Origin of the sequence: Pseudomonas sp. NBRC 111140 (assembly GCF_001320885.1) — a bacterium.
Lineage (GTDB): Bacteria > Pseudomonadota > Gammaproteobacteria > Pseudomonadales > Pseudomonadaceae > Aquipseudomonas > Aquipseudomonas putida_P.
On record NZ_BCBQ01000045.1, the window covers coordinates 1 to 23,429 of the forward strand.

18 protein-coding genes are annotated in these 23,429 nt (G+C 62.0%); 9 read left to right on the forward strand and 9 right to left on the reverse strand.

Annotation, left to right across the window (positions count from 1 at the left end):
- The 3 genes from APH42_RS15660 to csiR form a co-directional block, all read right to left on the reverse strand.
- A partial coding sequence (locus APH42_RS15660; protein ID WP_060493700.1) for a HAMP domain-containing sensor histidine kinase occupies positions 1-1,153 on the reverse strand: 1,153 nt, incomplete at its 3' end.
- Positions 1,131-1,811, reverse strand: a complete 681-nt coding sequence (locus tag APH42_RS15665; RefSeq protein ID WP_012272507.1) for a response regulator transcription factor — start codon at positions 1,809-1,811, stop codon at positions 1,131-1,133. The genes APH42_RS15660 and APH42_RS15665, both read right to left, overlap by 23 nt.
- 74 nt (positions 1,812-1,885) lie before the next feature.
- A complete protein-coding gene (gene csiR / locus APH42_RS15670) occupies positions 1,886-2,581 on the reverse strand; it encodes a DNA-binding transcriptional regulator CsiR (RefSeq protein WP_012272506.1) in 696 nt (231 codons plus the stop codon).
- 196 nt (positions 2,582-2,777) lie between these two features.
- Here csiR and glaH point away from each other — a divergent pair, with 196 nt between their 5' ends.
- From glaH to proP, 6 genes are all read left to right on the forward strand, one after another.
- Entirely contained in the window at positions 2,778-3,755 is a 978-nt protein-coding gene (gene glaH / locus APH42_RS15675; protein WP_012272505.1) for a glutarate dioxygenase GlaH, read from the forward strand.
- 114 nt (positions 3,756-3,869) lie between these two features.
- The gene (gene lhgO, locus APH42_RS15680) at positions 3,870-5,120 is read left to right on the forward strand and encodes an L-2-hydroxyglutarate oxidase (protein WP_012272504.1); all 1,251 of its coding nucleotides are present in this window, start codon (positions 3,870-3,872) and stop codon (positions 5,118-5,120) included.
- 150 nt (positions 5,121-5,270) lie between these two features.
- Positions 5,271-6,662 carry a GABA permease gene (gene gabP / locus APH42_RS15685; protein WP_060493701.1) on the forward strand — a complete coding sequence of 464 codons (1,392 nt, stop codon included), beginning with the start codon at positions 5,271-5,273 and terminating at the stop codon, positions 6,660-6,662.
- Positions 6,663-6,749: 87 nt separating this feature from the next.
- Positions 6,750-7,643 carry a PA4780 family RIO1-like protein kinase gene (locus APH42_RS15690; protein ID WP_012272502.1) on the forward strand — a complete coding sequence of 298 codons (894 nt, stop codon included), beginning with the start codon at positions 6,750-6,752 and terminating at the stop codon, positions 7,641-7,643.
- A gap of 173 nt (positions 7,644-7,816) precedes the next feature.
- Positions 7,817-8,791: a porphobilinogen synthase gene (hemB, locus tag APH42_RS15695; RefSeq protein ID WP_012272501.1), complete on the forward strand. Its 975-nt coding sequence runs from the start codon at positions 7,817-7,819 to the stop codon at positions 8,789-8,791.
- A gap of 140 nt (positions 8,792-8,931) precedes the next feature.
- A complete protein-coding gene (gene proP / locus APH42_RS15700; RefSeq protein ID WP_012272500.1) occupies positions 8,932-10,434 on the forward strand; it encodes a glycine betaine/L-proline transporter ProP in 1,503 nt (500 codons plus the stop codon).
- Here proP and APH42_RS15705 read toward each other — a convergent pair whose 3' ends face one another.
- The 6 genes from APH42_RS15705 to APH42_RS15730 form a co-directional block, all read right to left on the reverse strand.
- Positions 10,435-11,136 (reverse strand): YoaK family protein, encoded by a 702-nt coding sequence (locus tag APH42_RS15705; protein ID WP_012272499.1) that lies wholly within the window; start codon positions 11,134-11,136, stop codon positions 10,435-10,437.
- Positions 11,137-11,145: 9 nt separating this feature from the next.
- Positions 11,146-11,775 (reverse strand): riboflavin synthase, encoded by a 630-nt coding sequence (locus tag APH42_RS15710; protein WP_060493702.1) that lies wholly within the window; start codon positions 11,773-11,775, stop codon positions 11,146-11,148.
- A 133-nt stretch (positions 11,776-11,908) separates the two neighbouring features.
- Positions 11,909-14,065 carry a hypothetical protein gene (locus APH42_RS15715; protein ID WP_156352779.1) on the reverse strand — a complete coding sequence of 719 codons (2,157 nt, stop codon included), beginning with the start codon at positions 14,063-14,065 and terminating at the stop codon, positions 11,909-11,911.
- Between the two features lie 256 nt (positions 14,066-14,321).
- Complete coding sequence (locus tag APH42_RS15720) at positions 14,322-17,306, reverse strand: autotransporter domain-containing protein (protein ID WP_060493704.1); 2,985 nt, start codon at positions 17,304-17,306, stop codon at positions 14,322-14,324.
- Between the two features lie 89 nt (positions 17,307-17,395).
- Positions 17,396-19,462, reverse strand: a complete 2,067-nt coding sequence (gene treS, locus APH42_RS15725) for a maltose alpha-D-glucosyltransferase (protein ID WP_012272495.1) — start codon at positions 19,460-19,462, stop codon at positions 17,396-17,398.
- Positions 19,463-19,549: 87 nt separating this feature from the next.
- Positions 19,550-20,467, reverse strand: a complete 918-nt coding sequence (locus APH42_RS15730; protein ID WP_012272494.1) for a LysR family transcriptional regulator — start codon at positions 20,465-20,467, stop codon at positions 19,550-19,552.
- A 120-nt stretch (positions 20,468-20,587) separates the two neighbouring features.
- Between APH42_RS15730 and APH42_RS15735 the strand changes: the two genes are divergently transcribed.
- The 3 genes from APH42_RS15735 to APH42_RS15745 all read left to right on the forward strand — a co-directional run bounded on the left by APH42_RS15735 (position 20,588) and on the right by APH42_RS15745 (position 23,294).
- Complete coding sequence (locus APH42_RS15735; protein ID WP_060493705.1) at positions 20,588-21,346, forward strand: 5-oxoprolinase subunit PxpA; 759 nt, start codon at positions 20,588-20,590, stop codon at positions 21,344-21,346.
- Positions 21,347-21,438: 92 nt separating this feature from the next.
- Positions 21,439-22,326, forward strand: coding sequence for an allophanate hydrolase subunit 1 (locus tag APH42_RS15740; RefSeq protein ID WP_012272492.1), 888 nt, complete (start codon positions 21,439-21,441; stop codon positions 22,324-22,326).
- Positions 22,323-23,294 (forward strand): biotin-dependent carboxyltransferase family protein, encoded by a 972-nt coding sequence (locus APH42_RS15745; RefSeq protein WP_060493706.1) that lies wholly within the window; start codon positions 22,323-22,325, stop codon positions 23,292-23,294. The genes APH42_RS15740 and APH42_RS15745 overlap by 4 nt, the downstream gene beginning before the upstream one ends.
- The last annotated feature ends 135 nt before the right edge of the window (positions 23,295-23,429 follow it).

Sequence of the window (23,429 nt, forward strand, 5' to 3'; positions counted from 1 at the left end):
TATCGTCCTGTGTCGCGAAAATCCGCACCTGCCCACCCTCGGGCGTAAACTTGATCGCATTGCCTACCAGATTGGCCAGCGCCTCGAACAGCAGTTCGCGGTCACCGTGCAGAGCCGGCAGCTGTGCGGGCTGGTGCAATTCCAGATGAATGCCGCCATCCTCGGCCAATGGCAGGTAAAAGTCGTGCAGTTCGACCAGCAGTTCATGAGGGTCCAGCTGGACGAAACCAGCCCGGCGCTGGCGGTCTTCCAGCTCGCTGATGCGCAGTAACCCACGAAAGCGCGCCATCAAGGTGTCGGTTTCGCCAATGGCCTGGTCCAGCGCCTCGGCTTGCGCGGAATCCACGTCGCTTTGCTGGCGAATGCGGTAAAGCTGGGCGCGCAGGCGGGTCAGCGGGGTGCGCAGGTCATGGGCAATGTTGTCGCACACGCCTTTGACCTCGTGCATCAACCGCTCGATGCGGTCGAGCATGGCATTGACGATGGCGGCCAGCATGTCCAGTTCGTCGCGCCTGGCCGACAAGGGCAGGCGGTGAGTCAGGTCTCCCGCGACGATAAGCTCGGCCTGGGCCTGGATCGCACGGATACGCTTGAGCGGGCGGCGGCGCAACAAATACCAGCCGGCAAAGCCTGGGATCAGCGTCAAGGAGATACCCCAGAGCAGGGCATCGAGAATGATCCGGGTAACCACGAACAGTGAGCCGTTGTCGCGGAACAGTACCAACCAGCGGCCATCCTGTACCTTGATCGCTACCGCATCGCAGCTGTCGCGGGGCAGGTGTGGGTCGTCGGCATCCAGGCAGCGTTTCAATTCATGGATCTTGCCGTCCAGCCTGAGCTCCGGGGGCAAGGCTCGCACACTGCCGCCAATCGGGTTGAGCTGGGTGTCGAACAAGCCATAGGCATCGAAGCTGCGCTCCTCGAAGGCCTGGCTGGCGATCAGGGCGTCGTCCAGTTGTTTGCCGCTCATGTGCGCGAACAGGTGCTGACGCTGCAGCATGGAGTGGCGGGTGAGTTTGTTCAGGTAGCTGGACACCTCGAAGTACAGCACCCCCATGAGGATGCTGCTCCAGGCCACGAACAGAAAGCTGTACAGCGCCAGCAGGCGGCTGGTCGAGGAACTCCAGCCTTTAGACGGGTTCAGCAATGGCATAGCCGGAGCCCCGTACCGTACGGATCAGCGGCGATTGGCCGGGGGAGTCGATTTTCTTGCGCAGGCGGCCGATGTGCACGTCGATCAGGTTGGTGCCCGGGTCGAAGTGGTAGCCCCAGACTTCCTCGAAAATCATCATCCGCGTGATTACCTGGCCGCTGTGGCGCATCAGGTATTCCAGTAGCTTGTACTCGGTGGGCAGCAGGTTCAGCGTGTTGTCACCGCGACGCGCTTCGTGGCTGATCAGGTCCAGTTGCAGGTCGGCGACCTGCAGGCGGGTCTGGGTCATGGGCACGCTGTTGCGGCGCAGCAACACCTCGACCCGCGCGGCCATCTCGTCGGAGGCGAACGGTTTGGTCAGGTAGTCGTCACCGCCGGCACGCAGGCCGCGCACCCGCTCATCGACGTCGGAGAGGGCGCTGATCATCAGGATCGGCGTGGCGATCTTGAGGCTGCGCAGGGTGGTGACGATGGTCAGGCCATCGACCTCGGGCAGCATGCGGTCCAGGGTGATCAGGTCGTAGCCGCCGGCAATGGCCTTGGCCAGGCCCTCACGGCCGTTGTCGGCCCAATCCACCTCCAGGCCGTGGCTGGTAAGTTCGGCGACGATTTCCTGGCCGGTGACGGCGTCGTCTTCGATGGTCAGTACGCGAGGCATGCTGGTTCCTGGGCATCTAATAGAGATTTGATTGTGCCAAAGAATAGACAACCGGCGATTTAAGAAAAATTCATCTAGCGTGCGCCGATACCTTCAGCATGCATGATCTGCGCAATGATCGGCACCGGGGTCATCAGGTGCGAGCGCATCATGGCGCTGGCGCGCTTGGCATCACGGGCGAGAATCACCTCGACCAGCGCTGCATGCTCCTGGCGCTTGAGCTCCAGCGCCTGCTCGGAAAACACCGTCTGCGTCAGCCACAGATGGCGGTAGCGTTCGGCCTGGTCGAACAGGTAGGTGCGCGCTTGCAGCAGGTGCTTGGAGCCGCAGCCCGAGGCGATGGCGGTATGGAACGCCTTGTGCCGTTCGTCCCACACGTCCAGGCGCTGTTCACGGGTTTTCACCTCCACCACTTTGGCCAGGGTGTGCGAGTGGGCCAGCACCGAGGCCTCCCAGGCGTCGTCGCCGCGTTCGATGGCCAGGGCGATGATCATCGCTTCCAGGTTGGCGCGGGCATCATAGATGTCGTTCATCTCGTCCAGCGACATGGGCGCCACCCGGTAGCCTTTCTGGCTTATCGCGTTGACCAGGTGCTCTGCCACCAGTTGTGACAGTGCTTCGCGCAGCGGGCCCACGCCCAGGTCGTAGCGTTCCTTGAGGGCGCTCATCAACAGTTTTTCACCGGGTTTGAACACGCCGCGGATGATGTCCTTCTTGAGCCTCTCATACCCGCTGAATGCTGAGTTTTGTCGGGGGGCGAGCGCTTCCAAGATCCTGTTCCTCAAAACGTTTTGCCGATCATACCGAAACCCTCTGCCGACGAAAAACAATGGACAAAAAAGTCCAATGTCGCTGAATGATAAAAATGTAGACATTTTGAGTTTGTAGCGATATTTTTACCTCGCCCGCACTGCTCCAGGTCACTACCGGACGGCGCCACACAACTTTTTTTGCCAGGACACTGCCATGAACGCCTTTACGCAGATCGACGAACTTGTCATGCCGCTGCCGCTCGAACCGCAGGGCTACACCATTGCCCCCTCGAAACAGTCGCCGCGCCTGCTGGAACTGACCTTTGCCCGGGAAACCGTCGAAGCGTTCGTGCAGGCGGTTGCCCAATGGCCGGTACAGGCACTGGAGTACAAGTCGTTCCTGCGTTTTCGTGTAGGCGAAATCCTTGACGAGTTGTGCCAGGGCACCTTGCGCCCGGTGTTGCTCAACACCATCCTCGACCGCGCCAGCGGCGGCATGCTGATTACCCCTGTCGGCCTGGACGACGTGAGCCAGGCCGAGGACATGGTCAAGTTCACCACCGCTTGTGCACACCTGATCGGCCGTTCCAACTACGACGCCATGAGTGGCCAGTTCTACGCGCGCTTCGTGGTGGTCAACAGCGATAACTCCGACAGCTACCTGCGCCAGCCGCACCGGGTCATGGAACTGCACAACGACGGCACGTTCGTGAACCAGATCACCGACTACGTGCTGATGCTGAAAATCGACGAAAAGAACATGGAAGGCGGCAACTCGCTGCTGCTGCACCTGGACGACTGGGAGCAGTGCGACGAATTCTTCCGTCACCCGATGGCACGCCGCGAAATGCGTTGGACCGCACCGCCGAGCAAGAAGGTGGCCGAAGATGTGTTCCACTCGGTATTCGACACCGATGCCGAAGGCCGCCCGACCATGCGCTACATTGACCAGTTCGTGCAGCCGGAAAACTACGAGGAAGGCATCTGGCTGAACGCCTTGTCCGATTCGTTGGAAGGCAGCGAGAAGAAGGTTTCGGTACCGGTGGGGGTGGGCAGCTTCCTGCTGATCAACAACCTGTTCTGGCTGCATGGCCGCGACCGCTTCACCCCGCACGAGGGGCTGCGCCGCGAACTGATGCGCCAGCGTGGTTACGTCGCTTTCCCTAAACCGCTGTACCAGCGCGGGCAATAATGACAGGGCGCGGGGCGGGCGCCCGCCCACGCGTCTTTGCACAAAACGATGCCACCTGGGCCCGCGCGGGCCTCGGTGAGCAAGCCAGGCAATGCCTGCGTGTGAGGTAAGGCTGTGTACGATTTCATCATTATTGGCGGTGGCATTGTGGGCATGTCCACGGCCATGCACCTGATCAAGGTCTACCCGGACGCAAAGATTCTCCTGCTGGAGAAAGAGTCTGGCCCGGCCCGCCACCAGACCGGCCACAACAGCGGCGTGATCCACGCCGGTGTGTATTACACCCCCGGCAGCCTCAAGGCGCGCTTCTGCCTGGAAGGCAACAAGGCCACCAAAGCCTTCTGCACCCAGCACGGCATCCGCTTCGATGAGTGCGGCAAGCTGCTGGTAGCCACGAACGACCTGGAAATGCAGCGCATGAAGGCGCTGTGGGAGCGTACTGCGGCCAATGGCCTGGAACGCTACTGGCTGTCGGCTGACGAATTGCGCGAGCGCGAGCCCAACATCGTTGGCATGGGTGGCATCTTCGTGCCGTCCAGTGGCATCGTCAATTACGCTGAAGTCACTGCTGCCATGGGCGCCGAATTCCAACGTGCTGGTGGTGAAATCCGCTATGGCGCCGAGGTGGTCGGCCTGCAGGAGCAGGCCAGTGAAGTGATCGTGCGCACTCAGCGCGACGAGTTCCGCAGCCGTTTCCTGGTGACTTGCTCGGGCCTGATGGCCGACCGAGTGGTGAGCATGCTGGGCCTGCGCACCGAGTTCGTAATCTGCCCGTTCCGTGGCGAGTACTACCTGCTGCCCAAACAGCACAACCAGATCGTCAACCACCTGATCTACCCGATCCCCGACCCGTCGATGCCTTTCCTGGGTGTGCACTTGACCCGCATGATCGACGGCACCGTCACCGTTGGCCCCAATGCTGTACTGGCGATGAAACGCGAGGGCTACCGCAAGACCGACGTCAGCCCCAGTGACTTGTTCCAGACCCTGACCACCCCTGGCATCCTCAAGGTGCTGGCGAAGAACTTCCGCCCGGGCCTGATCGAGATGAAGAACTCGCTGTTCAAGGGCGGGTACCTCAAGCAAGTACAGAAATACTGCCCGAGCATCACCAAGGCCGACCTCACGCCTTATCCGGCTGGTGTGCGTGCCCAGGCAGTATCGCGTGATGGCAAGCTGATCGACGACTTCCTGTTCGTCAACACCGCGCGCAGCGTCAACGTGTGCAACGCACCGTCGCCAGCTGCCACCTCGGCTATCCCGATCGGCGCCTATATCGTCGAGAAAGTTTGCGAGCAGGTCAGCCTCCAGGGCGGCAGCTTCCCCAAAGCAGACCTGGCTGCCAACCAGCGGGCGGCTAGCTGACACCGCCGTAGCACCTCTTGCGGTTTCGTTTTACTCAACCCGAACTGCCCTACTCACCATTTAGGGCAGGGCGGGCTTTTTCGCGCCTGCGTCGGTGACGTGCAGCCGGCGGCCCCAGCGTGGGCATGACAAAAACAACAAGGTAGCGCCATGCAAACCCACAAGAACAATTTGAGTCATGGATTGAAATCACGGCATGTGACCATGCTGTCCATTGCCGGCGTGATCGGCGCCGGCCTGTTTGTCGGTTCTGGCCGCGCCATCGCCGAAGCAGGCCCGGCCACCATCCTGGCCTATATCCTGGCAGGCGGGCTGGTGGTATTGGTAATGCGGATGCTGGCCGAAATGGCGGTTGCCTCGCCGGATACCGGCTCGTTCTCGACTTACGCCGACCTCGCCATCGGCAAATGGGCCGGCTACACCATCGGTTGGCTGTATTGGTGGTTCTGGGTGCTGATCATCCCGATCGAGGCCAATATCGCCGCTACCATCATCAACTCCTGGGTCCCGCAGATGGAGATCTGGGTCTTGTCGTTGGTGATCACCTTGCTGCTGACCGCCACCAACCTGTTCAGCGTGAAGAACTACGGCGAGTTCGAATTCTGGCTGGCACTGGTCAAGGTGGTGGCCATCGTCAGCTTCATTGCCCTTGGCGTTTGCGCTATTTTCGGCCTGTTGCCGGGGTCCGGCGTCAGCGGCGTTTCGCGCCTTTGGGATACCGGCGGCTTCATGCCCAACGGCTTTGGTGCGGTGCTGAGCGCGATGCTGATCACCATGTTCTCGTTCCTCGGGGCCGAGGTGGTGACCATTGCCGCCGCCGAATCCGACGAGGCGGGCAAGCATATTTCCAAGGCCACCAATTCGGTGATCTGGCGGATTACCCTGTTCTACATCCTGTCGATCTTCATCGTGATCGCACTGGTACCGTGGACCGACCCTCGCTTGGCTACCGAAGGTTCTTATGTCACGGTGCTGGATACACTTGGCGTGGCTAATGCCAAGGCCATTATCGATTTCGTGGTGCTGACGTCGGTGACCAGCTGCCTCAACTCGTCGCTGTACACCGCCTCACGCATGGTTTATTCCCTGAGCCGGCGCGGTGACGCCCCGGCCTGTGCCCAGGTAACCAGCCGCAGTGGTACGCCGGTGGTGGCGGTGCTGTTGTCCACGGGTGCTGCATTTCTGGCGGTGATCGCCAACTACCTGGTACCGGCAAAGGTGTTCGGCTTCCTCATGGCAAGTTCCGGCGCCATTGCCCTGCTGGTGTACCTGGTCATCGCCATTTCCCAGCTGCGTCTGCGCCAGCGCCTGACTGCACAGGGTAAGACGTTGGGCTACCGCATGTGGTTGTTCCCGTGGCTGACCTGGGGCGTGATCCTGTTCATCAGCGGCGTACTGGTACTGATGCTGTTCCGGCCGGATCACCGCCTGGAAGTGGTGTCGACCATGGTGCTGGCGGTGCTGGTGGTGTGTTCGGGGCTGCTGGTGACCCGGCGCCGGGCGCGCGCGGTGGTGGTGGGGGGCGTAGGGCAGGGCGCCTGATGCGTCCGGCCTGAAGACAGACGAGCAAGTCGCATCAGGCTGTGAGAGGATGTCCGCCAACAAAGCCAGGACCCTGAACGCAGCCTGATGAAGACACCTAAAAGAATCGAACCCCTGATCGAAGACGGCCTGGTCGACGAAGTACTACGGCCGTTGATGAGTGGCAAGGAAGCCGCTGTGTATGTGGTGCGCTGCGGCAGCCAGGTGCGCTGCGCCAAGGTTTACAAAGAAGCCAACAAGCGCAGTTTCCGCCAGGCCGCCGAGTACCAGGAAGGCCGCAAGGTGCGTAACAGCCGCCAGGCACGCGCGATGGCCAAGGGCAGCAAGTTCGGCCGTAAAGAAGCCGAAGATGCCTGGCAGAACGCTGAAGTGGCGGCGCTGTTCCGTTTGGCCGGCGCTGGTGTAAGGGTACCCAAGCCCTACGACTTCCAGGACGGCGTGCTGTTGATGGAGCTGGTGACCGATGCCGATGGCGATGCGGCCCCGCGCCTGAACGATGTGCACCTTGAAGCCGAAGATGCCCGCGTATTCCATGCCTTTGTCATTCGTCAGATCGTGCTGATGCTGTGTGCCGGGCTGGTGCATGGCGACCTGTCCGAGTTCAACGTGCTGCTTGGCCCGGACGGGCCGGTGATCATCGACTTGCCGCAGGCAGTGGATGCGGCGGCCAACAACCATGCCTTCAGCATGCTGCAGCGCGACGTGGACAACATGGCCCATTATTTCGGGCGCTTTGCCCCGGAGCTGAAAAGCACCCGCTATGCGCAGGAAATGTGGGCGTTGTACGAGGCCGGCAAATTGCTCCCTGACAGCCCGCTGACTGGGGTGTTCGAGGATGACGAGCACGAGGCTGACGTGACCGGGGTAATGCGGGAGATCGACGCCGCCCGGATGGATGACGCCCGCCGTCGTGCGGCGCGCGCCGAGGCGGAGCATGGGCCGGCCAAGGCAGAGGAGCCGACGCCGCCCTGGCTGCAGTAACCGCTTGACTCACCGGCCTCTTCGCGGGCTCGCCCGCGAAGAGGCCGGCGCATGAGCGCACGCGACCGAAGCAGCCCTTGCCATTGACGCAAGACATAATCTCGTCATTTGGCCTTTTCACTGGCGCGCGACAGGCATAAGGTATACGCCGTTCAAAATGCCCTGGAGCTGTCATGTCCAACCAATTCCCGTCCGTTCGTCCCCGCCGCCTGCGCCAGAACGAGTCCCTGCGCACGATCTTCCAGGAAACCGAGTTCCGCCTGGAAGACCTGATCCTGCCGATCTTCGTCGAGGAGGGTATCGATGATTTCGTGCCGATCACCAGCATGCCCGGTGTCAACCGCATCCCCGAGAAGCTGCTGGCCCAGGAAATCGAGCGCTATGCCCGTGCCGGTATCAAGTCGGTGATGACCTTTGGCGTCTCGCACCACCTGGACGCCACTGGTAGCGACACCTGGAACGAAAACGGCCTGGTCGCGCGCATGTCGCGCATCTGCAAGGACACCGTGCCGGAAATGGTGGTGATGTCCGACACCTGCTTTTGCGAATACACCAGCCACGGCCACTGCGGTGTGCTGCATGACCACGGTGTGGACAACGACGCCACCCTGGCCAACCTGGGCAAGCAGGCGGTCATCGCCGCGGCGGCGGGTGCCGACTTTATCGCCCCGTCGGCGGCGATGGACGGCCAGGTACAGGCTATCCGCAGCGCGCTGGATGGTGCCGGTTTCCACGACACTGCGATCATGGCCTACTCGACCAAGTTCGCCTCGTCGCTGTATGGCCCGTTCCGCGAGGCCGGCGGCACTGCGCTGAAAGGTGACCGCAAGAGCTACCAGATGAACCCGATGAACCGCCGCGAAGCGGTGCGCGAGTCGCTGCTCGACGAGCAGGAAGGTGCGGATGTGCTGATGGTCAAGCCGGCCGGTGCCTACCTTGACGTGATCGCCGACATTCGCGCAGCCTCGCGCCTGCCGCTGGCGGCGTACCAGGTGAGTGGCGAGTACGCGATGATCAAGTTTGGCGGCCTGGCCGGCGCCATCGATGAAGGCCGGGTGGTGCGTGAGAGCATCGGCGCGATCAAGCGTGCCGGTGCCGACTTGATCCTGACTTACTTCGCCATGGACCTGGCCCGCGAAGGTATCTGAAGCCCAGCCTTCAGCAAACAAATGCCGCTGCTATTGCAGCGGCTTTTTTATGCCAATGCACAAAAAATCCGTAAGCGCTGAATTATTTAGTGTCCCGTTGTATCTGATCCCTTAGAGCATTCATCGACAGGGATACGGGTATGAAACCTCGCAAGAAAAGCGTCCAGCCAATCGGCCTGAAGGACATCACCATCGTCGACGACGCCAAGATGAAGAAGGCGATCACCGCCGCTGCGCTGGGTAACGCCATGGAGTGGTTCGACTTTGGCGTGTACGGCTTCGTCGCCTACGCCCTGGGCAAGGTGTTCTTCCCCAATGCCGACCCCAGCGTGCAGATGATCGCGGCCCTGGCCACCTTCTCGGTGCCGTTCCTGATCCGGCCATTGGGCGGGTTGTTCTTCGGCGCCTTGGGCGACAAGTTCGGGCGGCAGAAAATCCTCGCTGCGACCATCGTGATCATGTCGCTCAGCACCTTCGCCATCGGCCTTATACCGTCCTACGCCAGCATCGGCATCTGGGCGCCGATACTGTTGTTGCTGGCCAAGATGGCCCAGGGTTTTTCAGTGGGGGGCGAGTACACCGGTGCCTCGATCTTCGTTGCCGAATACGCCCCTGACCGCAAGCGCGGTTTTCTCGGTAGCTGGCTGGACTTCGGCTCGATTGCCGGGTTTGTGCTAGGTGCTGGAGTGGTGGTGCTGATATCCACCATTCTCGGTGAAGAGAAGTTCCTTGAATGGGGCTGGCGGCTGCCGTTCTTCCTGGCCCTGCCGCTGGGCATCATCGGCCTTTACCTGCGCCATGCGCTGGAAGAGACACCCGCGTTTCAGCAGCATGTCGACAAGCTGGAGCAGGGCGACCGTGAAGGCCTGGCTTCTGGGCCCAAGGTGTCGTTCAAGGAGGTGGCTACCCAGCACTGGCGCAGCCTGGTGACCTGCATTGGTGTGGTAATCGCCACCAACGTCACCTACTACATGCTGCTCACCTACATGCCCAGCTACCTGTCGCACAACCTGCACTACAGCGAAGACCATGGTGTGCTGATCATCATCGCGATCATGGTCGGCATGCTGTTCGTGCAGCCGATGATCGGCCTGCTCAGCGACAAGTTTGGCCGTCGGCCATTCATCATCGTTGGCAGTGTTGGCTTGTTCGCCCTGGCCATTCCGGCATTCATGTTGATCAACAGCGGCGTGCTGGGGGTGATTTTCGCCGGGCTGCTGATCATTGCTGTGCTGCTGAACTTTTTCATCGGCGTGATGGCCTCCACGTTGCCAGCGATGTTCCCTACGCACATCCGCTACAGCGCCCTGGCCGCTGCATTCAACATTTCGGTGCTGATAGCCGGGCTTACTCCGACCCTCGCTGCCTGGCTGGTGGAGAGTACCGGCGACCTCTACATGCCGGCCTACTACCTGATGGTAATCGCCGCCATTGGCCTGCTGACCGGCCTGACCATGAAGGAAACCGCCAACAAGCCGCTGCGCGGCGCGGCACCGGCGGCATCGGACATCGAGGAAGCGCGTGAGCTGCTGCAGGAGCACCACGACAACATCGAGCAGAAGATCGAGGACATCGATGCGCAAATCGCCGAACTGGAAGCCAAGCGCGAGACGCTGGCCCAGCAGCACCCGCGCATCGAATGATCAGCGCGGCATGTAGCCACGCTGCCAGGCGCGCGGGATGAACCGCGACACCAGGGCCAGCATGCAGGCCAGCGCGCAACTGCCGGCCAAGGCCTGCAGGCCCAGGTGTTGTTGCAACCAGGCGCCGAGCGCAGCCCCCAGCAGCATGCCGGCCCAAGGCACCAGCTGCACCCGCCAGCCGTTGCGCCGCTCACCCAGCAGCCAGCGCCCCAGGCCACGGCCGAAACGCGACAGGGCGCCGGTCACGTAGGTCAGGCCGATGGGCAGGCCATTCACCTGTTCGACCACAGCATTGATCATGCCCATGGCCAGCGTTGCGGCCAACAGCGCCGGGAAGGTGGCTGGCAATGGCCACGCTGCCGCGAACGCCAGCAGTGCGGCAACCACCAGCAGCACCGGCCAGGCCCGACGGCCCAAGCCACGCGCCATCAGCACGCCCAATGCATTGCCCGCGACAAAACCCAGCACTGCGCCACTCAGGCGCAGCACCAGGGCCAGATCTGCCTCACTGATGGCCACTGCCAGGCGTGTGGTGTTGCCACTCATGAACGACACGAAGTCGCCCAGTGCCAATAGGCCAATGGCATCGGTCATGCCGGCCAGCACCGACAGCGCGGCGACCAGGCCGAGGCCGACGCGGCCACGCAGTACTTGCAGGCGTAAACGCTTGGCCGTGCGCGCGGTGAGGGCGTTAGGCAGCATGTGCAGGCCTCAAGGCAGCTGTTTTTCGCGGGCCAGGGTGCCTTTGATGGTGCGCTCCACCACATCGACCAGCACCATGGTCTGGTGGTCGACCTCGATGTTTAGCAGCTCGCCGGCCTTGTAGCTGGCGAAGGTGGTCTGACGCAGGGTTTCCGGGATCAGGTTGATGGTGATGACGTTGTCCTCCACATCAGCGACGGTCAGGCTGCAGCCATTGACCCCGATGAAACCACGCGCAAACACGTACTTGCCCCATTCCGGCGGCATGCGGAACTTGATGAAGGCGCCGGTTTCCTTGATCGACAGCTCGACGATTTCGGCAGTGGTGGCGATGTGGCCAGCCATCAGGTGGCCGCCAACTTCGGCGTTCATCTTCGCTGAACGTTCGATGTTCACCCCTTGGCCGGCCTTGAAGTTACGCAGGTTGGTGCGTTCGAGGGTAGCGGTCATGGCGTCGAACCTGACCTGGCTGCCGTCGATTTCGGTGACCGACAGGCAAGTGCCTTCGACGCTGACGCTGGCGCCGATCTTCAGCGCTTCGAGCAGTTCTGGGGTGAGGTCGATGGTGAACTGGTTGTGGCCCGGGTAGGTGGTCACATCAAGCAGAGGGCGGACGGCCTGGACGATGCCGGTGTACATGGAGTTGCTCCTGGGCGCGGAAAAGAAAACACCCGAACGCTATGCCCGTAGCGCTGTAAATGCAAGGCTTCGCACGACCTTGCTTTGCTACTGCCAATTTGTAAAAGCCCCCGCCTGGCTTCCCTCCGTGCAGTCATGCGTGAGAACCAGCCCCTCGGCGTGACAACGTTCCATCCGCAGGAATACTGATAAGTAGTTCAGGCGCGGATGCAATTGGCGACCACACTTCGTTCAGGTTGAAATACAGCGTGACGTCTAGTTTTAACATTGCGCTTTGTGAGGATGGGGTCGTGTGATTGAACCACTGCATGAATCCATCCGCCAATTGCTCGACCAGCGTGGCGAAAGAGTGGGCGTTGTCGGCGATAGTTTCAGAGTCACCGTTCGCAATACTCACATTGTCTACCAGCAGAATCGGAACCTCGCACCAAGCGTCCAATGCAGCAGCACTGGGGGCGGTAATCTGAGAGCGCAAACCCATGGCTATACTGAGGCAACATTCCCGGGGCCGTGCACGGCTTGCATTGGCGAACGGCGTCAAGGCAAGCTCGATAGCAGTGAACAAGTTGCCATCGCAGGCGAACTGGCGGCTTGGTAGGATGATATTTGGCACAACGGGAGCGCTGAAAGCAGATGCCGGCGACTGATAGACCAAGGCTGAGTTGGTCCGCGCCCCCGCAGAACCTTCAAGATTCGCGTTTCGCACAATCCACCAGGTCGAGCAAGCACTCTGGTATGTTCCGATATCGATATTCGCCCAGACGAATTTGAAAGTAGGCTCGTCCATCGTTGAAAGCGCTTGATCATCGTACTGTGCCACATACCAGCATGAGTCGTTATTGAGTGCCGCTACTTCACCTGCAAACGCTACGCCGCAGGGGTGTTGGCCATTGATGGTTGGCCAGCCCATCTTCGAAAGACCACACCCTGCCTCCACTTGTGTGCTTTGAGCGAACAGGCGCAGCGTCTTGCGCCCATTGGATGCGCCCGCGAAATCCAAAACATACAGAGCGCTTGCCTGATCAGCGGGAGGAGGAGCCGTTGACGCACTCGGCACAGTTGCGCATGTGGGCCAACGCCAGTTAGCCCATGTTTGGATGACGTGTTCAAACTGATTCAGCAATGCAGTAGTTACCCGTTGCTTTGCGGGACCATCGGTATGCCGTTCTGATGCCTCTTGTTGCAATGCCTGCATCTGTGGCCACAAGACCGGCCAGGCAACATTGAATGACGCAAGCGCGGCAAACATTTCCTGGTGATCACCCATGTCAGTTGAGTCGCAATCCTGTAGCGGCTCATCGATTGGCTTGTTGTAGGCCAGTCTTACCCAAAGCTGGTCTTGAGCACCGTGTGCGGGCAACTCCACTTGCGCCTCATAACTCCACTGCAGCGCTGTGCAGGCAGAGGCCTGGACACGCGCCTCGTGGGACAGTTTTGCTCGTTGACTCAACAGCGACGGTTGATGAGGGAATTCCCGCCTAGGCATTGGTACTTCAAGCATGGACATCGTTGTGAACTGGGGACCAGCCTGGTGACCCAGTACACAACGATTTCCATGCGAGTGCGTATAGCCAAACTCCATGAGTGTACCTATGAAACGCGGGACGCTCGATTCAGCTCGCAATGGAAACGGCGTGCTGACAGCGGCTGGTATTTGTACAATCGAGGCATGCAGATACGCATTTGAGAACGACGTTTGCACATGCTGCTCAAACTGATCCCGTGCGGCGCTCAGGTCGCCGTCTGACTGCATGGCGAAAACCGGAGCGACACCTGTGGCAAGCACTTTGGCAAGGGTTTCCTTCAACGATACAAGCCGCTGATAGACGGGATCGTCGAACGCGGTGGGTGCGCCGTTGGTCATCAAGGCGAGGAAATCGTCGAATGCGGACATGAAGGATTGCGCCCAGATGTCGAGGTCTAAGTCCCTGAATGTGAGCGTGTTGTAAGTCGGTTCCAATGTGCAGGTTTCATAATTTGGTACCACTGCCGTGCCGCTTATCAATCTATTGCTGATGGGCAACAGGGTGAAATAGCTTGCCGTTCTGCACCGTGTAACAAAGTCCACATGGTAGGGCTCACCCCAGCGCATGCCCCATAGTGACACCTGCGGCGTGAGCAGCTTGGCGAACAAGCCCGCATAGCGGTCGAGTGCCTCGCGCATTTGCTGGCAGACACAATTATCGTTGTTCGCAGTACGGCAACCGCTCATGCACGAAGCGGGTTGCTCGCATGGCAATTGTTGCCAAGTCACGCTTGGTACGCTGTACATTGCAGTCAGTGTGTACATGTGCCTGTATTCAGCTCCATCGAATTACTGGTTTATCGAGCGCTTGTTGCCAGGGGAAAATCTTCGCGTACCGATTTTCTCTCACTGGGGCGCTCAGCAATGCCGACTTTTGAGGGGGTAGATGGCCTGGCGACTGCCATCACATTAGGTCACGGACACTGTGCAGACAAACCAAAACCAGAAATTCTCAAGCGCAATGTTGACTGTACGAATAGTGGGCAAGGCCACTGCCGTACGCAGTGACCGTACTCTGAAATCAGAATTTCAACTGCCACTGCCCAACCACCGCATGGTTACGGCTGTTGCTGCCCAGTTCACCGCTATACCCGATGCCTACGCTTTGCCGCGCACTCAGCCCCAGGTCCAGCCCGGCCTCGGCCAGCAAGCTGTCGCGGTCGATCGCACTGCCTTCGACACTGAACGCATCACCCCCTGCGATAAACGCCTGCCGCGTGCGGGTATCGATGCTGCCGTAAGTGTGCCGCCAGCCCAGGGTCGCCCGTGGCGTCAGGCTCATGCCGTTGTCCAGCTGCCCCAGGTGCGCCAGGCGCACACCGAAGGTGCTGCTGACGTTGTTCTGGGTATCGGCGTCCACGGCCAGCGCCGCATCGCCGCCTTGTTCCCGGTAATTGTCGCGGTGGTAGCGCTGGTAGCCGAGGTTGGCGAACGGCTCGGCGCTCAGGCGACCGCTGCCCATGGTGTAACCCAGCTCGATGAAGGCCTGCTGACTGTCGGCGTCGTAGTCACCCTTGAGGCGCTCTTTGAAACCGGCAAACGCCACGTCGCGCTTGCTGTCGCCGTCGTGGCTGCTGTACGCCGCACCCAGGCGCACGGCCAGTGGGCCGCTCTGATGCTGGGCGTAGACGCCAGCGTGCCAGCTGCGCACCGTGCCATCCAGGCCAGTGGCGTCCAGGCGGGTGTGCGAGTAGCCACCCAGCAGGCCCACGCGCCAGTCACCAGCCAACGCCCAGTCGACGCCCAGCACACCACCGCCGGTACGCTGCTCCAGTGTGCTGGCGCCATGGCTGCCATCGACCTTGCCGTAGCTGCCCAGCGCCTGTGCCCAGACGCGCCCCTGGGCAGTCGGGTCGTTGAGGTTGCGCGCTTCACGCGGCACGCCGGTGGCGGCCAGCGCCGGGCCGTCGCTGTCGTTCAGGCCAACCAGCAGGCCGCCAGCGCTGCCCATTGCCTGCATCGCGCCGAGCATGCTGCTGCCGACCTGCGACGCGCCAGCCAGGGTGGCGGCCGCGAGGTTGGCGGTATTGCTGCCGGACAGCTGCTCGATGGCATTGCCGGCACCGGCTGCGGTGGTACCGAGCACGGCGTTGTACAGGTTGCTGTTCTGCCCGAGGCTGGCCAGGCTACGCGCAGCGCCAGCCGCGTTGGCGGACGGTGCATAGTGCTCGAAGGCTACGTCGTTGCGGGTGTAGTCCAGACCTACCGAGGTGTTGTTGTAGCGCAGGATAGGGGTGAGGAAGGCATAGTCGCTGCTGACTTGGGTGAAGGTGCCGTTCACGGCACCGGCGGTCAGCACGGTGTAGTGGCTCTGCCACGGGTATTCGCCGGCGCTTGGCTGCACATGCAACGTGGCGCCATCGAGGTTGGCAGTACCGCTGACATGGATCGGTGCACTGCTGCCGTCAGCGTTGACGCCATACACCAGGCTTGAACCCTGGCCAAAGCTCAGGTCGCCCGCAACGGCGGCGACGCCCAGGCCGGTGTTGGTGAGCAGGGTGCCGTTCACTTGCAGCCCGCCGACCGACCCGCCACCGGCATACGTGGCGCCTTTTTCAATCAACATCGAGCCGAGGATGCTGCCCTGATTGATCAGCGTGGCGCCCGAGTTCACCACGCCACCTTGGCTGAAGTCTTCGAGGCTGGTCAGGGTCCAACTGCCGCCGCTGACCTTCAAGGTTTCGAAGTTGGCGCTGTTGCCGAAGTTGCCAGTGCCGTTCAGGGTCAGGCTGTCGATGCCAGCACCGCCATCGACCAGGCCGTTGAACGTGCCACCAGTCAGCACGGTGAGGCTGTCGTTGCCGGCACCCATGCTCAGCGCAAGGCCGTTGCCACCGCTGATAGTCCCGCTGTTGATCACGCTGTCGTCGTACTCGCCGATCAGCTTGATGCCAAAGCCGCCTTCGCCCTCGATGCGTCCGGCGTTGCTGATAGTGGTCGCGGCCACACCGGCACCTTCGGCGCCGTCATCGACCAGGATGCCGTTGTCGACACTGCGAATGACCCCACTGGTGGTATTGACGATGCTGCCACCGCCCATGGCAATGCCTTCGCTGCCATTTGGCCGGCCACCACTGTCGACGCCCTTGGCGCCCAAACCCTGGATGGTGCCGGCGTTGTATACATGGCCGATGTTGTCGATATCGACGCCATCGCCGTCGCCATTGATCTTGCCGTCGGCGATGGCACCGGTGATGGTGCCCCAGTTGTACACCGTGCCGCTGCCGTCGGAGCCGAAACCCGAACCGTTGCGCCCGGTAATGCTGGCGCCCTCGTAGTTGTACAGCGTGGCATCGGTCTTCAGGTCGACGCCGTGGCGGTCGGCGCTGATGGTGCCGTGGTTGTACACGGTGACCCCGGTAGAAGTGCCGATCTTGATGCCGTCCCACTTCTGGTCAAGGCCGTTCTTGTCCTGTGGCGCGGTGTCGGTGTAGATCAGCCCGTAGTTGGTGATCGTGGCGTTGGAGCCGGTCTTGATCGCGTCGTTGCCTACGGCGTGGATCACGCCTGTGGTCTGGTTCTCCAGGGTGGTGGTGAACGCTGGATTGTTCAGCGTTTCGAGGTCGATGGCCTGGCCTTCGACGGTGGACGCGATGGTGCCCGCGTTGATGATGCTCAGGCTACCGCCGGCGGCAGGGTTGGTCTGCAAGCGCAAGCCGTCGTTGCTGCCTTGGATCAGCCCCCCGGCGTGGTTGGTGATGACGAAGTGGCTGAGGTCTTCGCCGTCGCCCTTGCTGTCAATGCCACGGCCATCGGTTGAGCGGATGATGCCGGCGTTATCGACACTCACCGTTGCACCACTGGTGTGCTTGGGCAAAATCACGCCGTCGTCGTCACTGGCCACGATGCTGCCACTGGCCGTCACTATCAAGGTGTCGGACTTTTTCAGCTCCAGGGTGTCGGTGCTGGCGCGGTCGATCAGGTAATCCTTGGCAAAGGCGTTGGGGGCGAAGGCAGCACAGGCCAGGGCGATGCACAGGGCCAGGCGGTTGGGCGTGAAATGCATTGGGCGACCATGGGTGAGTGTTCAGGGGCGCCCAATATGGCCATTCGATATTACGATTTGATTGATCGGGTGGCTGTTTTCATCGCCAATTACACATGTCCGCTACTGTTGACGATGCGCAGGCACAGCGCCTCGTACGGGTCCAGGTTCACCATCAACCGCCCATCTTCGCTCAAGTCGCCTTCGACCGTTTCGTTGATCATGTCCACCACCGGCCCAGGCGTGAACCCGTCCAACAGCAACTCCTCGGCAATCGTTTCATGGCCAAAGTTCAACGCACTGATCTGGATGCCGCGCCCGGCTGGCAGCTCATGCACCATCACCAGCAGCCCCGGGCTGATGACCTCGGGTACCAGCACCTGACGGCTGGTGGCAATGCCATAGGCCTGGCGTACCGCTAGCAGTTTCTTCACTTTGCAGGCAAACGAATCAACCGCTTCCAGCTGGCTGTCGAGGCTGCCGTACAGTGCCCGTGCACGCGGCATGCCACGCACTGACGCCTCGGCTTGCGGGTCAAGCCCGGCAAGGTCATAGCCGCCCCGGTGAATCCAGCGGGTATCGCCATCGAGCATGCGCTCGGCCACGGCTTCGGCGGGCAAGGGCAGGGCGCCGACCAAGTCCCAGCCAGACAATGCGACCACCCCGGGCTGCATGGCGTTGTACATGACCAGCAGCAGGTGCACCTTCTGGATCAGTTCGATGTCAGCCGTGCCAATCTGCTCGAGGTCGCGAATGCCCAGTGCGGCAGCGATCAGGCTGGCGGTGGTGCAGGCGATGCCATTGGTGACGAAACGCAGGTTGTAGGGCGCATGTTCGCCCGACAGCCGTTCGTAGATCTCTTCGCGGATGTGTTCGCGCAGGATGCTGCCAGGCAGGGTCTGGCCTTTGTACAGGTACATGTCGTGGGCATGCAGGGTCCAGAAGTGCACCAGTTCCACCGTCAGCTCGTCGTGGTTCTGCAGGGCATGGATCAGCGAGGCCGGGTCGATGCCGAAGGCATGCATTTCTTTGAGCATCAGGCGCAGGAACGCGGTGTCGCCGGTCAACAGCGCATGCTGATAGGCCGGCCGGGTAATGAAATCGTAGGACAGGTCGGCACCGCCCTTGGACATCTGCGCAATGTCATCAAGGGTCAGGTTGAGCTCCTGGAAGCTGAAACCACCGGCCTTGCGGATCATGCCGCCGATCAACTGGTTGCCGACGATCGACAGCGGATGGCTTTCCGACCAGGCGGTGCCGCTGGCGCGCGTTTCCACGCCGAGAAAGCCGTTGGCGTCCAGGCGCAAGCCGCGCGCACCCAGGCAATCCAGGGCGTGTAGCGCGTCGCCAATGATCATCTGCTGGGCGGCGAAGGTCGGGTCCAGCCAGTTCAGCGACGGTTGGCCTTCCTTGAAGTAGTGCAGGTACACCCAGCGCCGGGTCTTGCCGTCGACGCCTGTGACCGGCGGCGTGGCGCTCCAGTCGGTTTCCTTGACGCCCGGCTCGAAGAAAATGACCCGTTGCAACTGGCCGACGATGTAGTGGCGGGCCTTGAGCTCGTCGCACTGAGCTGGCAGCAGGTTGACCGCGTCGCGGCCGACGGGCACCTCGGGCAGTAGCGGCCAGTCTTCTTCGCGCACCTCGACCATGTGGTACAGCCCAGGGTAGGGGCCGTGGGCAAGCTCGGCGAGGCGGAAGTCGGCCCCCTTGCCGGTGTGCGAGGGGATCAGGTCGTCAATGGTCACGGCATTGTGCGCGGCGGCCATGCGGCTCATCTGGATCAACTCCTGCTCGCTGCCGTACAGCGGGTCGATGTCGAAACTGATGCGGTCGAAGTTGCCATCCACGCTGGGGGTGAGTTCGCGGCCGCGGATACCCCCGGAGCGCTTGATCGGGCCGGTGTGCAGGCCCTGTACGCCGATTTCCGACAGGCGCTTCCACAGCGCTTCGTGGGCCAGGGCACCCAGCACCGAGCAACCCTCGGGGGCGATGATGGCGTCAGGGTAGACGGTCAGCCACACCGAGGCGATTTCGGTGGCGCGCCGGGGCTGGGCCTCGGCATAGGGTTGTTGCCACAGGCGTGACTGGCCTGAATACAGGCTGGCGCGCGCCTGAGAGGCCTTGAGCATGGCGCGGTCTTCGAGCCATTTGACGTATGACGGGTCGGGCTGGGTCATTGCGCGTCCTCTTTGCGTGTCGGCACCGGCTCAGCTTAGGACGGTTGTGGCGGCTGATCGTTCGGCTTGCGATCGGTTTTGCCTTCATCAGCGCCGAGCCGACAATTGTTGCGGCGCCAGAAACGCATCGTGGAAGTAGTTGCGCACGGCCTGCATCGCCGGGCTGAACGCGCGCTCCCGGTGCCAGGCCAGCCCCACGCTCATTGGTGTGACCGGGTCACTGATGGTGACCGTCTCGATACGCTTGCCCTCAAGCGACCAAGGCCGGTGCACCAGGTCCGACAGGATCGCCACGCCGCTGCCGTTGGCGACCATGCTGCGCACGGCCTCCACCGAGCTGGTGCGTACCCGTACACTGGGCCGTTGCCCGGCCTGTTCCCAGTAGCGCATGGCACTTTGCTCGGCCTCATCGACAGTCAGCAGAATGAACGGCTCACAGGCCACATCGGCCAGGCTCACTGCCGAGCGTTCGCACAACGGGTGATGCCCGGGCAGCCACAGCCGGCGTTCGGAGTTGAACAGGGTTTCCGAGACGATGTCGGGGTGGGTGAGGTTGGCGGTGAGTACCACCGCCATGTCGAAACGCCCCTCCAGCAGGCCTTGCTCGATAGCGCTGCGCTCCTGCTCGTACAGCTCCAGGGTTACGTCCGGGTGCCAGTGTTCCAGGCGTTGCAGGTGGTGCGGCAGGAAGTAGCCGATCACTGTGTAACTGGCCGCCAGGCGCAACAGGCCGCTGGCGCGCACGTCCGGTAGCGGGCTGTTCAGCGCGTCGTCGACACTGCGCAGGATGACGTAGGCGCGGTTCAGAAAGTGCCGGCCGGCCTCGGTCAGGCTCATGCCTTGGGCCGAGCGCTGGAACAACAGCACGCCGAGCATCGCTTCAAGCTCCTTGATGGCCGTGGTCACAGCCGACTGGGAGATGTTCAAGTGAATCGCCGCTTGGGAAATCTGGCCGATTTCGGCGGTGGCGACGAAGTAGCGGACCTGGCGCAGGGTCAGTGACACGGTAGGCTCCCGGTGTATCTGTTTTTCAGAAGACACCCTATCTGTTTATAGATCTTCCCAAGGGGGTACAGAGAATCTAACGTGGCATGCATGCAGTCACAAGTGCCAGGAGATGCCGTCATGCAAGCAGTGGATTTCAATTCGGACATGGGTGAGGGCTTTGGCCCCTGGACGATCGGTGATGGCGTCGATAACGAGCTGATGGGCTACATCAGTAGCGCCAACATCGCCACCGGCTTCCATGCCGGTGACCCTGGCACGATGCGCCGCACAGTCGAGCGCGCCAAGGCCCTGGGTGTTGCGGTGGGGGCGCACCCAGGCTTTCGTGACCTGGTCGGTTTCGGTCGCCGGCACATCAATGCTCCGGCGCAGGAGTTGGTCGACGACATGCTCTATCAACTGGGCGCGCTGCGTGAAATTGCCCGCGCCCAAGGCGTGCGCCTGCAGCACATCAAGCCGCACGGGGCGCTGTACATGCACTTGGCGCGTGACCAGGAGGCAGCGCGCTTGCTGGTGGAAAACCTGCGAGTGATCGAGCCCGAGCTGATGTTGTACTGCATGCCGGGTTCGGTGATCTGCCGTATTGCCCAGGAACTGGGACAGCCGGTGGTTCGCGAGTTTTACGCAGACCGCGAGTACGACCTGAGCGGGTCGATCGTGTTCACCCGCAATGTGCGGGGGTATGAGCCCAAGGCTGTCGCCGAGCGCGTCTTGCGCGCTTGCCAACAAGGCGTGGTACGCACCGTCGAAGGCCAGGACCTGGCCATCGAATTCGATTCCATCTGCCTGCACAGTGACACCCCAGGTGCGCTTGACCTGGTCGAGGCCACGCGCAAGGCGCTGGATACGGCCGGCATCGTGGTGCGTGTGCCACGCTGAAACCGTTGGGCATCCGGCAAACAGACAAGCCGCAGCCCGTGCATTTTGTTTTTGCCTGCCTTTCTATAAAGATTCCAAGAAAAGGAACAGTCATGGCCGAACCGCTTGCTACAACCCCGATCCGCTACAGCTTCGGCGCCGACGAGCACCTGTTTGCCGAAGTCAGCGAAAGCATGTCACTGGAGGCCTTTTTCAAGGGTATGGCCGTCACCCGCGCGGTGGAGCGGCTGGCCCTGGATGGCGTGCTGGATGTGTGCCTGGCCAACGCGTCGTTCCAGATTCGCTTCGACCCGGACCGCATCGCCCCCGAGGCGTTGCTTGAGGCCGTGCGCGGCGCCGAAGCGCAGGCGGTGGCGGAGCGTTCGTTGCAGACGCGGATCATCGAGATCCCGGTGTTGTACAACGACCCCTGGACCCATGAAACGCTGATGCGATTTCGCGACCGCCACCAGGACCCGGCCAGCACCGACCTGGAGTACGCCGCACGCATCAACGGCCTGGCCGATGTCGAGGCCTTCATCGCCGCGCACAGCGGCGCGCCGTGGTTCGTGTCGATGGTCGGTTTCGTCGCCGGCCTGCCGTTCATGTTCCAGATGGTCGAGCGCGAGCGGCAGTTGCAGGTGCCCAAGTATTTGCGCCCGCGTACCGACACGCCGAAGCTCACCTTGGGCCATGGCGGCTGCTTTGGCTGTATCTACTCGGTGCGCGGGGCAGGCGGCTACCAGATGTTCGGTGTTACCCCAGCACCGATCTACGACCCGCAGCAAACCTTGAACTACCTGAAGGACCACATGGTGTTCTTCCGCCCGGGCGACATCGTGCAGTTCAAGCCCATTGACCGCCGGGCCTACGACCAGGCGGTGGCGGATGTGGAGGAAGGCCGCTTCGACCTGCGCATTCGCCCGGTGGCGTTTTCTCTGGATGCCTTCCTCGCCGACCCGGTCGGTTACCCCAAATCGTTGCAGGAGGTGCTGGTATGATCAAGGTGCTCAAACCCGGCCTCGCGACTTCCGTGCAGGACCTGGGCCGCGAAGGTTACTACCACCTGGGCATCCCACCGTCCGGCGCACTCGACCAATACGCCTTGAGCGCGGCCAACCACCTGGTGGGCAACCCGGCCGGCGCTGCGGGCCTGGAATGTGCGTTGGTGGGGCCGGAGCTGGAGTTTCAGCAGGACGCACTGGTGGCCGTTTGCGGTGCGCAGATGCCCGCGTTGCTCGATGGCCGCGAGCAGCGGCCGGATACGGCGTTTGCCGTGCGCGCCGGGCAAGTGTTGCGTTTCGGTTTTCCTACCGCAGGTGCTCGGGCCTACCTGGCAGTGGCAGGCGGCATCGACGTGCCCGAAGTACTGGGTAGCCGTTCCACCTACGCGCTGGGGGCCTTGGGCGGCTTTCATGGGCGCAAGTTGATGGCGGGCGACCTGCTACCGGTCGGCGTGCCCAGCGGCAAGACCCGTGCCGGTGCAAGCCTGCCGATGGCCTTGCGTCAGGCCCTGGGTGGCGAGGTGGTGTTGCGGGTGGTGCCTGGGCTGTACTTCCACCGCCTGACCGCACCTGCGGCGCAAAGCTTTTTCACCGAAGCCTGGACAGTCGGCTCCGAGGCGGACCGTATTGGCTATCGCTACAAAGGCGGCAGTGCCTTGAGCTTCCAGCCACGGGAGCAGCCGTTCGGTGCTGGGTCGGACCCGTCGAACATCGTCGACAGCTGCTACCCAATCGGCTCGATCCAGGTGCCGGCGGGGTTGGAACCGATCATCCTGCACCGCGATGCTGTGTCCGGTGGCGGTTACGCCATGATCGGCACGGTGATCAGTGCCGACCTTGATTTGATCGGGCAGATGCAGCCTAACCAGCAGGCACGGTTCCTGGCGGTTAGCCTGGAGCAGGCGCTGGAGGCGCGGCGGTCGTACAAGAAGAAGCTTGGTTGCCTGGATAGGCTCTTCGCCTGACGTCGAGGCAAAGCCGCGGTGCTTTTTTGTGGCAGCGGCCTTGCGTCGCGGTAGGGCTGCGCCGCACCCCTAAAAGATCAGCCTCGCTGCTGGAATCAGCGCCCGCTTTGCGGACCATCGCGGCACAAGGCCGCT